Here is a 12201-nt window from a genome sequence, read left to right on the forward strand (position 1 = left end):
GGCCTCGGACGGTTTACCGATGACCGGCGTTTCCCACGCGTGAATTCAGTAATCCGGCCGAGATTTCGAGGATGCCAGCTCCGGTCGCCCGGCCTGATTAAGCCAAAGCCCAATCTCCAGCAGGTTGGCTTTATGCGCTGATCAAGCAAAAGGGGCCTACCCGCTGTCGGCCCCTTCAACCAACCGAGTGCGCGCTTCAGCGAACTCCAAATGGGTGACCATTAACGGCAGCTCTGCGCCCCATCACGGTCGTTGGAGCGAAACTTTGCGCCGCCTGGGCGCCGACATCTTCTGCTAAGATTCGGACCGTCCGGAAATTTTTCAGGCCACGTGCCGCCGAATTGGCTTGCGATCGTCAGCCGCGAACACCGCGCTCGCCTCGCTGACGATTGAGACATGGTCCCTGGCGGCCTGGCCCGCAGCCACGCTATCTCCGCGCATGATTGCGGTGACGATCAGGTCGTGTTCCTGCCAGGATTTGGCCAGCCGTCCGGGCAGCATGAACTGCGCGCGGCGGAAGGGTGCCAGCCGGCTGCGGGTCATCACGGTGAGTTCGTGGATATGCGCATTGTGGGCGCCACGATAAAGCCGGCTATGGAACTCGGTGTTGAAATACTCATAGTCCTCCTCGGCGCCCAACTGCACCATCCGCGCCGAAGCCTGGTGCTCGATCTCGAGCCCGCGACGCTCGCTGCTGGTCATGCGCTCGGCCGAGAAGCGCGCGCAGATCGCTTCCAGTTCGGCCATGCTCTCGAACATCGAGGCGAGATGCTCCTGCGTCACGACGGCAACGATAGCACCCCTGTTGGGCCGTCTCTCGACCAGTCCCATGGCGCTCAGCCGGCCGAGCGCCTCCCTGACAGGGGTGCGTGATACGTCGAAGCGAGCGGCGAGCGAGGTCTCGTCCAGCTTTTCGCCGGGACGCAGGTAGCCGGTGACGATCCGGTCGCCGATCGCCCTGACCATCTGATCCACGGTCGTGCCCGACCTGATCAAGCTGCGCTTCCCCGACAATTTTCCTCCGTCGCGTCTCTCGTGGAGTCGGTCGACTCGTTGGCCTTCGACTCGGATATGCCCTCTATGCCTTTATTTTAATCTGCCTGTCAAATTGGCTACTTTCAAGGCAAAAAGTGCATGCAATGCCTCCGGCATAGGCATAAGCCTTCGAGCTGGTTACTGATTTTATTGATTAATTTCAAGACACAAACTGGCACAGTGATTGCATGCACTTTCTTCGACGGCATGTTAACCGACCCGGAAAAGGGTCTCAAAGGGGAGCATTCACTATGACCGACAGATTCATGCTTAACCGCCGCCAACTGCTCAAGACGACCGCTGCAGGAGCCGTGCTCGGCCTCGCCTCGGCATCCTTTCCGATCAGCCGTGCCTTCGCCACCGCCGCCACTGTCGGCTTCATCTATGTCGGCCCGAAGGACGACTATGGCTACAACCAGGCGCATGCCGAAGGGGCGGCCGCGCTGAACGGCATCGAAGGCATCTCCGTCGTCGAGGAGGAAAACGTTCCCGAGACGGTCGACGTCCAGAAGACGATGGAATCGATGATCAATCTCGACGGCGCCTCATTGATCTTCCCAACCTCCTTCGGCTATTTCGATCCGCACATGTTGGCCATGTGCGCGAAATTCCCCGACGTGCAGTTCCGCCATTGCGGCGGCATGTGGGACAAGGCCAAGCACCCGATGAATGCCGGCTCCTATTTCGGCTATATCGGCATGGGCCAGTACCTGAACGGCGTCGTCGCCGGCCACACATCGAAGTCGAAGAAGCTCGGTTTCGTCGCCGCCAAGCCCATTCCGCAGGTGCTGCTCAACATCAATTCCTTCCTGCTCGGCGCGCGCTCGGTCGATCCGGCGATCACCTGCCAGGTCATCTTCACCGGCGAATGGTCGCTGGCGGTGAAGGAAGCGGAAGCCGCCAACGCGTTGGTCGACCAGGGCGCCGACGTCATCACTTGCCATGTCGACAGCCCGAAAGTGGTGGTCGAGACGGCCGCGGGCCGCGGCGCCTTCGTCTGTGGCTACCACGCCAACCAGAGCCCGCTGGCGCCCGAAAAATACCTCACCGGGGCCGAGTGGAACTGGGCCAAGGTCTACAAGATGTTCGTCGACGACCTCATCGCCGGCACGCCGCTGCCCAATTTCACCCGCGGCGGACTGGCCGACGGCTTCGTCAAGATGAGCCCGCTCGGTCCCGCCGTCGGCGAGCCGGCCCGCAAGCAATTCGACGCCACCTTGGCCGAAATGATGAAGGGCGGCTTCTCCGTCATCAAGGGCCCGCTGAAGAGCAACAAGGGCGCCGTCGTGGCGACGGAGGGCCAGGCCTTCGCCGAGACAGCCATCGAGCTCGAAAGCATGGACTATCTCGTCGAGGGCGTCGTCGGCTCGACCGCCTGAAGCCGAGCGGAGACGGGACTATGGCCGATACGGTCAGCAGTGCGGATGCGCCGGCCCTGCTCGGCGCCAAAGGATATCCGGCGGCGCTGGAAGGGATCGCGCGGCGGGCGGAAGCTTTCGTCATTCCGCTCGGGGCACTTGTCGTCGGCATGGCGCTGTTCAGCCTGTTCATCGCCCTGGTCGGCAAGTCGCCGGTCCTGCTCTACGAGACCATGTGGCGGGGCGGCTTCGGTTCGTGGTTCTCCATCCAGAATTCGCTGTCGCGGGCCGCACCGCTGCTGCTGGCGGCGCTGTGCGTGGCACTGCCGGCGCGGCTCGGCCTCGTCGTCATCGGCGGCGAGGGCGCCATCGTGCTCGGCGGCGTCAGCGCCGCTGCCATGGGCGTGGCGCTGAGCGGCGCGCCTTCCTTCATCGTCATTGTTGCCATGGGCGTGGCGGGCCTGGCCGCCGGCGGCATCTGGATCGGTGCCGTCGGCGCGCTCCGCCACTACCGGGCCATCAACGAGACCATTTCCAGCCTGCTGATGGCCTACATCGCCATCGCCCTGATGAACCAGCTGGTGGAAGGGCCGCTGCGCGACCCGGCCTCGCTCAACAAGCCCTCGACCCAGCCGCTCGCCAACATCTACCGCATCGGCAACATTCCGGGCATGGAGGTGCATTGGGGGCTTGCGGTCGGCGTCGTCGCCTGCGTGCTCTCCTGGGTGCTGATCGAAAAAACCCGCTGGGGCTTTGCCGCCCGCATCGCCGGCGGCAATGTCAGGGCAGCGCAGGTGCAGGGGCTGGCGGTCGGACCGCTCATCGTCGGCTTTACCGCGCTCGCGGGCGGCTTTGCCGGTCTTGCCGGCATGCTGGAAGTCGCAGCCGTGCAAGGCAGTGCCAACGGCTCGCTCGCCGCCAGCTATGGCTACACCGGCATCTTCGTCGCCTTCCTCGCCCGCCACAACCCACTGGCCATCATCCCGGTCGCGATCCTACTTGGCGGCATCGACGCGTCCGGCGGGCTGATCCAGCGCCGCATGGACCTGCCCGACGCCGCCGTGCTGGTGCTGCAAGGCATGCTGTTCATCGTCATCCTGCTCAGCGAAACCTTGTACGGCCGCGTCAAGGCCTTCAATCCCGATTTGTGGCGGAGGGCCTCGTGATGGATGCGACCGGGATCGGCCTCTGGGGCGTGCCGCTCGCCATACTCGGCGGCGCGATCCGCGTGTCGACGCCCTTCATCTTCGTTTCGCTGGGCGAAGCCATCACCGAGCGCTCCGGCCGCATCAATCTGGGGCTGGAAGGCACGCTCGTCTTCGGCGCCATGACCGCATATGCAGTCGCGGTCATGACCAACTCGCCATGGCTCGGCCTGCTGGCCGCTGCGGCCGCCGGCCTTTGCTTCGGCCTGTTCCATGGCTGGATCTGCAAATTCCCGAAGGTCAACGACATCGCCATCGGCATCGCGCTGATGCTGTTCGGCTCAGGGCTCGCCTTCTTCTTCGGCAAGCCGTTCATCAAGCCAAAAGCGCCCAACCTTCCGGCCATTCCCTTCGGCGCCTGGTCCGACATTCCGCAGGTGCAGGCGGCACTCGACGTCAACGTCCTGTTCCTGATCGGGGCAGCACTTTCGCTGGTCCTGTGGTGGGCCTTCCGCAACACCCGCGCCGGCCTTATCGTGCGCGTCGTCGGCGACAGTTCCGACGCCGCGCGCGCCATGGGCCTCGACCCGAACACAGTGCGCCTCATCGCCACTGGCGTCGGCGGCGCGCTGGCCGGCATCGGCGGCGCCTATCTGTCGCTCTACTATCCCGGCAGCTGGACGGAGCGCATCTCGTCCGGTCAGGGGCTGATGGCGGTGGCGCTGGTCATCTTCGCGCGCTGGAATCCGCTCGGCTGCTTTGCCTCCGCGCTTCTGTTCGGCGGCGCCGGAGCGCTCGGACCGGCGCTGCAGTCGGTTGGCGTCACGCAAGGCTACTATTTGTTCTACGCCGCCCCCTACATCCTCACCCTCATAATCATGATCGCCACCTCGTCGCCGACACGCTCGCTAGCGGGCGCGCCGGGCGAATTGTCGATCACCAAGTAACTGGAGTTTTTGCCATGAACGCCAAAGCGGAAATCACCCGGTGCTATATCGACGCAGACCCATATCCGTGGCCCTACAATGGCGAGCTTCGCCCCGACAACACGGCGTTGATCGTCATCGACATGCAGACCGATTTCTGCGGGCCGGGCGGCTATGTCGATCATATGGGGTACGACCTGTCGCTGGTGCGCGCGCCGATCGAGCCGATCAAGTCCGTGCTGTCGGCCATGCGCGCGAAAGGCTACACCGTCATCCACACCCGCGAGGGCCACCGGCCCGACCTCGCCGACCTGCCCGCCAACAAGCGTTGGCGCTCGCGCCGCATCAATGCCGCCATCGGCGACCCCGGCCCCTGCGGGCGCATCCTGGTGCGCGGCGAGCCGGGCTGGGACATCATTCCCGACCTCTACCCGGCCGAGGGCGAGCCGATCATCGACAAGCCCGGCAAGGGCTCCTTCTGCGCCACCGACCTGGAGCTGATCCTCAACCAGCGCGGCATCGAAAACATCGTGCTCACCGGCATCACCACCGATGTCTGCGTGCACACCACCATGCGCGAGGCCAACGACCGCGGCTTCGAATGCGTGATGCTGGAGGATTGTTGCGGCGCGACCGACTACGGCAATCATCTTGCCGCGATCAAGATGACCAAGATGCAGGGCGGCGTCTTCGGCGCGGTGTCGAGCTCGGCATCCTTCGTCGCCCAGCTGCCGTAAGGAAACCAGGATGAGCGCGATCACCGGCAACAAGGCCGTCGGCGTCGAGACCATCGGCATGACCATGCGTTTCGGCGCCTTCACGGCGTTGGGCGACGTCTCGATCAAGGTGCCGGCCGGATCCTTCCACGCGCTGCTTGGCGAAAACGGCGCCGGCAAGTCGACGCTGGTCAAATGCACAATGGGCTTCTATCACCCGACCGCCGGCGACATCCTCGTCGACGGACGCGAGGTGGCGATCGCCAGCCCCAGGGACGCCTCGGCGCTCGGCCTCGGCATGGTCTACCAGCATTTCACGCTTGTCCCGTCGCTGACCGGCGCCGAGAACCTGGTCATTTCGCGTGAGAAGGTTCCGGGCGTGATCGACTGGCGCAAGGAGCGCGGCGAGCTTGCAAAGTTCATGGATCGAATGCCGTTCAAGCTGCCGCTCGACGTCAAGGTGGCCGAGCTCGCTGCCGGCGAGAAGCAGAAGCTGGAGATCATCAAGCAGCTTTATCTCGGCCGCTCCTTCCTCGTGCTGGACGAGCCGACCTCCGTGCTCACCCCCGGCGAGGCGCAGGAAGTGCTTGGCCTGGTGCGCGCCATGACCAGGGCCGGCGAACTGACGGTGCTGATGATCTCGCACAAATTCCATGAGGTGACGCAATTCGCCGACGATGTCAGCGTGCTGCGCAAGGGCAGGCTGACCGGCACTGGCCGCGTCCTCGACCTCGACCGCAAAGCCATGGCGGCGATGATGATCGGCGACCAGCCGATCGCAGCCCTCGACAGCCGCGCCGAGCCCAGGCCGGACGCCGAGATCGTGCTCAAGGTCAAGGCGCTGAAGGCGCCGGACCGCACCGGGCTGAAGTCGATCCGGATCGAGGATCTCGGCGTGCGCGCCGGCGAGATCGTCGGCATCGCCGGGATTTCCGGCAACGGCCAGAAGGAATTCCTAGAAGTGCTGGCCGGGCAGCGCCCCCGCCATGCCGGCGAGGTCATGGTGCGCGGCGCCGCCTATACGGCAACGCGGGCCGAGGCGCGCGCTCTCAATGTGCGGCTCATTCCCGAGGAGCCGCTGAAGAATGCCTGCGCGCCTAAAATGACGGTGGCCGAAAACATTTCTTTCCGCACCTTCGACATCGACGGCAACGGCAAACCGGTGAGCTGGATCAGTGCCGGCGCCATCAGAGCATTCAGCGCCAGGCTGGTCGAGCAGTTCAAGGTCAAGACCGCATCGCTTGCCTCGCCGATCGCATCGCTGTCGGGCGGCAATGTGCAGCGTGCCGTGCTTGCCCGTGAGCTCACCGGCAAGGTCGACCTTCTGATCGTCTCCAACCCGTGCTTCGGCCTCGACTTCTCGGCCGTGGCCGAAATCCGCGCCCGGATCATGAAGGCGCGCAATGCCGGTGCCGCCGTGCTTCTGATGTCCGAGGATCTCGACGAGCTGCTCGAGCTCTCGGACCGCATCTTCGTCATGTCGGACGGTGCGCTGGTTTACGAGACGCCGATCGCGCAGGCCAGCGTGCAGACCATCGGCGAGCATATGGCGGGGCACCACTGATGGCGGAAATCGCAGCACAGCCATTTCCGTTCGCCTTCAAGCCGCGGACCTTGGCGCTGGTCGTCATCGACATGCAACGCGACTTCGCCGAGCCCTGCGGCTTCGGCGCCAGCCTCGGCAACGACGTCAGCCGGGTGACCGCGATCGTGCCGACGGTGAAGAGATTGATCGACGGCTTTCGCGCCGCCGGCCTTCCGGTGATCCACACGATGGAGTGCCACCGGCCCGACCTTTCCGACCTGCCGCCAGCCAAGCGCAATCGCGGCAATCCGTCGGTTCGTATCGGCGACGTCGGGCCAATGGGTCGCGTGCTGATCGCCGGCGAGCCGGGCACCGCGATCCTCGACGAGCTTGCGCCGCTGCCCGGCGAGATCGTCATCGAGAAGCCGGGCAAGGGCGCCTTCTATGCGACCTCCTTCGGCGATGACCTGAAAAGGCTCGGAGCCGAGCAGCTCGTCTTTGCCGGCGTCACCACGGAAGTCTGCGTGCAGACGACGATGCGCGAGGCCAACGATCGCGGCTATGAGTGCCTGCTCGCCGAGGACGCCACGGAAAGTTATTTTCCCGAGTTCAAGGCGGCGGCGATCGCCATGATCATGGCGCAGGGCGCCATCGTCGGCTGGACGGCGACGACCGACCAGGTGCTCGAGGGAATTGCCAATGCCTAATCTTGCCTTTGCCGGCCTGCTCGACGGCGGCTTGCGCGACCTGGCGTTCGAGCCTTTCCGCGACGGCATCGGCGTGCATTGGCTGCTGAAGGGCGGGCCGGTCGAGCCGTCGGTCGCAATCCTGAAATACCGGCCCGGCGCCGGCGTGCCGCGTCACCGCCATGTCGCGCTGGAGACCATCGTCGTGCTGGAAGGCACCCAGAGCGACGAGAACGGCGACTATCCTGCCGGCAGCGTGATCCTCAATCCGGTCGGCACCGAGCATTCGGTGTGGACGAAGGACGGCTGTGTCGTGCTGATCCAGTGGGACCTGCCGGTGATCATCCTGGGGGAGACGAAATGAGTGATATCCACTTCGACATAGCGAGTCTGCGCGCCGCCTATCGTGGAGGCATCGGCGTCGGCGATGTGATCGCGGCGATTTATGCCCGCATCGAGGCAGCCGACGATCCGGGCATCTTCATCCATCTCGCCGCCAGGGCGGATCTGCTTGCCGCGGTCGAAGCGCTCGGCCCGTTCGATCCGGTGGCAAAACCGCTGTGGGGCATTCCCTTCGCAGTCAAGGACAACATCGACGTCGCCGGAATGCCGACGACTGCGGCCTGCGCGCAATACACCTATTGGCCCGACAAGGACGCCACCGTGGTGGCGCGGCTCAAGACCGCCGGCGCGCTGGTCGTGGGCAAGACCAATCTCGACCAGTTCGCCACCGGCCTCGTCGGTGTGCGCACGCCCTGGCCGATCCCGCGCAACGCCATCGACGCGGAGCTGGTGCCGGGCGGCTCCTCCTCCGGGTCGGCGGTGGCGACGGCGCGCGGCATCGTCTCCTTCGCGCTTGGCACCGACACCGCCGGCTCCGGCCGCATCCCGGCCGGCCTCAACAACATCGTCGGGCTGAAGCCGACCGTCGGCGCGTTGTCGACGGGCGGCGTCGTTCCGGCCTGCCGCACGCTCGACTGCGTGTCGGTGTTCGCGCTGACCGTCGACGACGCCTATGCAGTGTTCTGCGTCGCGGCAGGGCGCGATACCGCCGATCCCTATTCGCGCGACATCGCCGTCCGGCCGCTCGCCGCGCGTCCGCCTGTGCTGAGCGTCGGCATCCCGGCAAAAGCCGACCGGAAATTCTTCGGCGATGCGGCTATGCAGGCCGGCTTCGAGGCCTCGCTCGCCATGCTGTCGCGGCTCGGCTGCCGGCTGGTCGAAATCCCGTTCGGCGATTTCTACGCCACCGCCAACCTTCTCTATGAGGGCGCCTGGGTGGCCGAACGCTATGCTGGGATCCGCGATTTCATGGAAGCCAACGAAGCCGCCATGCACCCGGTGACGAGCAGGATCATCGGCGGCGCCAGGAAGCTGTCGGCGGCGGACGTCTTCCGCGGCCTCTATGCCTTGCAGGCCTACCGGGCCAAGCTCGCCCCGCTCATCGCCTCCGTCGACCTGTTCTGCGTCCCGACCGCGCCGACGCATTACACCACCGCCGCCGTGCTCGCCGATCCTGTCGAGACCAACAGCCGGCTCGGCACCTACACCAATTTCGTCAATCTGCTCGACATGTGCGGCATCGCCGTGCCGACCGGCACGCGCGATGACGGCCTGCCGATGAGCGTGACGCTGCTTGCGGCCGCCGGACTGGACGGCCTTGTGGCGTCCGTTGCGCGCGATCTCCATGCCGAGAGCGGTCTCACGCTCGGCGCGACCGGCTGGCGGCAGCCGAGCGCGCAGCCCGTCGGCGCACCGGCCGAAGACGGGACGATCGAATTGGTGGTGGTCGGCGCTCACCTCTCGGGAATGCCGCTCAATGGCCAGCTCAAGGAGGCCGGCGCCCGGTTCTGCCGGGCCATAAGGACGGCCGCTTCATACAAGCTTTATCAGCTCGCCGGCCAGGCCACGCCCAAGCCGGGGCTAGTCCGTGTGGAGAGCGGCGGCACTGCGATCGAGGTAGAGGTCTGGCGGCTGCCTGCCGACGCCTTCGGCCGCTTTGTGGCCGCCATTCCGCCGCCGCTGGGCATTGGAAACATAGAGCTTGACGACGGCAGCACCGCCAAAGGCTTTCTGGTGGAATCCGCGGGCTTGCTTGGCGCTTCCGACATCTCGTCATTCGGCGGCTGGCGCCGCTTTCTGTCAGATCGCGTTCCCGTTTGAACGCGCCGTCAACGGATGCCGCGAAGCAAGAACAGCTGGCGGCCCGACCGAGGCAGTTTTAACTTCTGACATCCTTCGTTGCGAAGCCGGAAAGCCGCCATTCCGCTTGCGGCCCCATTTCTGTCATCTTGAGCGCTGCCCACGTGGGCAACGCTCAACCTTCGTTTTTGAAGCTCGTCCGTCGGAAACTGGTGCTTTGCGCTGTTTTACTCGAAAATCAGTGGGATGCGGCGACTTAGCTTTGCCCTAACTCGGGTTCTCAGCGCTTACGCCGCTCAGCACTAAAGGACTTCAGGTGAGCAACGTGAAGGGCTAACTGCTTGCTCCGCAACTAGAAATTGGCGCGCCCGGCAGAATTCGAATCTGCGACCTCTGCCTTCGGAGAATGGATAATCGGTTTCGCAGAACCTGTCCATTTCTATCCGATCGCGCGCTATACCGCTGAAGTCACAAACAAATTCGAATTCAGTAAGCGCCAAGGCTACGACAAGGCGGTCGAAACCCTGCCCTGTCGTGCTTACGCTTTGCTTACGCGCGGAATCTTTCAAGGAGTCGCCCGAGCATGGCGAAGCTGACCAAACGAACTGTCGGTACCACGGAAATTCGTTCCGCCGATTATGTCATTTGGGACGAGGAGTTGCCCGGTTTCGGGTTGCGCGTCTTTGCCTCGGGAAGAAAAGCTACGTCGTGCAATACCGTTCTGCAGGCCGGTCGCGTCGCTAGTCATCGGCCTGCGTTGGGGCGAAGTTGATATCGCGGGCAGTTGCCTGCGCCTCGCCGACAGCAAGGAGGGAGCATCAGTACGTCCCATCGGCTTGCCAGCCCTGGAATACCTCGAAGGTCGCCGCGACGAGGAACAGGATGCTGAAGACTGCGTCTTTCCCGGCTGGGAGGACGGCATGCCGTTCGAGAGCTTCCCCAGGGCAGTGGACGAAGCTGCTCAAGGACACCGACTTGGCCGACATCACGCCGCACGTTCTGCGACACAGCTTCGCTAGCATCGGAAATGACCTTGGGTTCACCGAAGCGACGATCGCCGCCCTGGTTGGGCATTCGCGAGGCACGGTGACCAGCCGCTACAGCGCACGCGAAAGGGCAAGCGCGAGCGAGCCGCGCAGTCCACCCCAAACCAGGACATGCTGGTACTTGAGATCCACCTTCAGCGAAGTCGGGTTGAGGAGGGCGCAGAGCGGATAGATGGCCAGTACCCGGCCCAGCAGCATGAGTGCGACGGCTACTGCAGAGCTACCCGCAAAGATCGCGAGAGGCTGGTGCGCCTCATGGCCGCCAATCAAGATGAAGACGATCGAGTTGGCGAGGAACGCGGCATAGCCCCAGAATGCCAGCACGTGGCTTCGCGCGTTGGCCGATATCGCGCCCTTCCAGCCCACATTCCCAACCAGAAGTCCGGAGGTGAGCGTCGCAAGAACGCCTGACATGCCGAATTTCTCGGCAATCAAAAAAGATCCATAGGCCGCGATCGTGGTGAGAGTGATCTCCACCAGGTGGTCCTCCGTCCGCCCCGCGATAAGAAGGAGCACTGCTGCGACGGCCGCGCCGATCGCGATGCCGCCGGCGACGATCCAGACAAAGGAAGAGGCGATGGCCACGGGCGTGGCGCTGGCGTCCGACGCCATGGCGATCAGGATGGCGAAACCGACTGCCGCCGCGCCATCGTTGAGCAGGCTTTCGGATTCGACCAGTAGTCCAAGGCGCGGCTGCACTTTCAGCTCCTTGAATGCAGCCAACACCGAGACCGGATCCGTCGCCGCGATCAGCACGTCAAACAGGCTTGCGCCGGTCCAGCTCCATCCGAGCAGCCAATGCATTCCGAGCGCTACAACAGCAGCGGCGATCGCCACCCCAGGAAAGGCGAGCAAAGCAGTCACCGGAAGGTTGACGCGGAAATGGCGCCATTCGATTTCAAGCGCCGCCTGGAAAATCAGCGGCGGCAGAAACACCGTGAAGATCAGCTCGCGGCTGAGTGGCAGCTCGGTTCCGCCCGGGACAAAGCCGAGCGCTATCCCGGCGGCCACCAGCCCGACGCTGTAGGGAAGGCAGCCGCCTTGAGATCATGGCGACAAGCGAGGCCGTCAGAAGGATCAGCCCCAGCGTGGGAATCGAGAGTTCGTCCATGCCGGATCATGGCTGGACGGGATAGGATTCGGCAAGCAAGAGCCATTGTCAACAAGCGCGGTCGTGGATGGCGGCAGCTGTGGACAGGCCAGGAAGGTCTCGGCCGATTTTTCCTTCGAGGACGGATTAATTAACCTGCCGTCTGACGGTGCGACATCGAAGTCGGCGAACGCCGGCGGATACCAGTGTCTTCGCACGCACGGCACCCGGACCCGGGTTCGCAACTCAGTCCCCAGGGATCCAAATGCTAACCTGCCCTCGGAGGGGAGTTAGGGCGTTCTGCGCGCATCTGACCAAAACGCTGGACGTGAAGGTCCTATCGCAATGCCGTTGGCCTCTTGGTGCGAGCGCAAGATCGAAGTAGCCTGGCAGTTGCTGGCGCTTGTCACGGATCGACGCTGTCGTGTCGGGATCGGCTGGCCGAAGGACGACCATTCGTGCTCGGCGTCTGGGGAAGATTTGGCCTGCCGGAAAAATCAGGGCGAGGCCGCATATCACCAAGATAGTTGTG

General features: G+C 64.3%; 11 protein-coding genes and 1 pseudogene. 10 read left to right on the forward strand and 2 right to left on the reverse strand.

Annotated elements, in window-relative coordinates; all coding sequences use genetic code 11:
* Nucleotides 1–321 precede the first annotated feature (321 nt).
* A complete protein-coding gene (locus LB528_RS22295; RefSeq protein ID WP_224516795.1) occupies nt 322–996 on the reverse strand; it encodes a GntR family transcriptional regulator in 675 nt (224 codons plus the stop codon).
* Between the two features lie 290 nt (nt 997–1286).
* On the opposite strand from LB528_RS22295, the gene LB528_RS22300 reads away from it, so the two are divergent.
* From LB528_RS22300 to LB528_RS30620, 10 genes are all read left to right on the forward strand, one after another.
* A complete protein-coding gene (locus tag LB528_RS22300; RefSeq protein ID WP_224716328.1) occupies nt 1287–2414 on the forward strand; it encodes a BMP family ABC transporter substrate-binding protein in 1128 nt (375 codons plus the stop codon).
* A gap of 20 nt (nt 2415–2434) precedes the next feature.
* The gene (locus tag LB528_RS22305) at nt 2435–3559 is read left to right on the forward strand and encodes an ABC transporter permease (RefSeq protein ID WP_224516799.1); all 1125 of its coding nucleotides are present in this window, start codon (nt 2435–2437) and stop codon (nt 3557–3559) included.
* Nucleotides 3559–4485 carry an ABC transporter permease gene (locus LB528_RS22310; protein WP_224516914.1) on the forward strand — a complete coding sequence of 309 codons (927 nt, stop codon included), beginning with the start codon at nt 3559–3561 and terminating at the stop codon, nt 4483–4485. Before LB528_RS22305 ends, LB528_RS22310 begins: the two co-directional genes overlap by 1 nt.
* A 14-nt stretch (nt 4486–4499) precedes the next feature.
* Nucleotides 4500–5201 (forward strand): cysteine hydrolase family protein, encoded by a 702-nt coding sequence (locus LB528_RS22315; RefSeq protein WP_224516801.1) that lies wholly within the window; start codon nt 4500–4502, stop codon nt 5199–5201.
* Between the two features lie 10 nt (nt 5202–5211).
* Nucleotides 5212–6744: an ABC transporter ATP-binding protein gene (locus LB528_RS22320; RefSeq protein ID WP_224516802.1), complete on the forward strand. Its 1533-nt coding sequence runs from the start codon at nt 5212–5214 to the stop codon at nt 6742–6744.
* Nucleotides 6744–7412 (forward strand): cysteine hydrolase family protein, encoded by a 669-nt coding sequence (locus LB528_RS22325; RefSeq protein WP_224516804.1) that lies wholly within the window; start codon nt 6744–6746, stop codon nt 7410–7412. Before LB528_RS22320 ends, LB528_RS22325 begins: the two co-directional genes overlap by 1 nt.
* Nucleotides 7405–7755: a cupin domain-containing protein gene (locus LB528_RS22330; protein ID WP_224516805.1), complete on the forward strand. Its 351-nt coding sequence runs from the start codon at nt 7405–7407 to the stop codon at nt 7753–7755. Before LB528_RS22325 ends, LB528_RS22330 begins: the two co-directional genes overlap by 8 nt.
* Nucleotides 7752–9554 carry an allophanate hydrolase gene (gene atzF / locus LB528_RS22335; RefSeq protein ID WP_224516807.1) on the forward strand — a complete coding sequence of 601 codons (1803 nt, stop codon included), beginning with the start codon at nt 7752–7754 and terminating at the stop codon, nt 9552–9554. Before LB528_RS22330 ends, atzF begins: the two co-directional genes overlap by 4 nt.
* A gap of 562 nt (nt 9555–10116) precedes the next feature.
* Nucleotides 10117–10305: a hypothetical protein gene (locus LB528_RS22340; RefSeq protein WP_224516929.1), complete on the forward strand. Its 189-nt coding sequence runs from the start codon at nt 10117–10119 to the stop codon at nt 10303–10305.
* Between the two features lie 110 nt (nt 10306–10415).
* Entirely contained in the window at nt 10416–10751 is a 336-nt protein-coding gene (locus LB528_RS30620; protein ID WP_411962240.1) for a tyrosine-type recombinase/integrase, read from the forward strand.
* Here the strand turns inward: LB528_RS30620 and LB528_RS22350 are convergent.
* Nucleotides 10703–11590, reverse strand: a pseudogene (locus tag LB528_RS22350) (cation:proton antiporter); the annotation flags it as partial. The gene LB528_RS30620 and the pseudogene LB528_RS22350 sit on opposite strands and share 49 nt — an antisense overlap.
* Nucleotides 11591–12201: the final 611 nt, after the last annotated feature.

The organism is Mesorhizobium sp. CA4, assembly GCF_020165075.1.
In the GTDB taxonomy this organism is placed as follows: Bacteria; Pseudomonadota; Alphaproteobacteria; order Rhizobiales; family Rhizobiaceae; genus Mesorhizobium.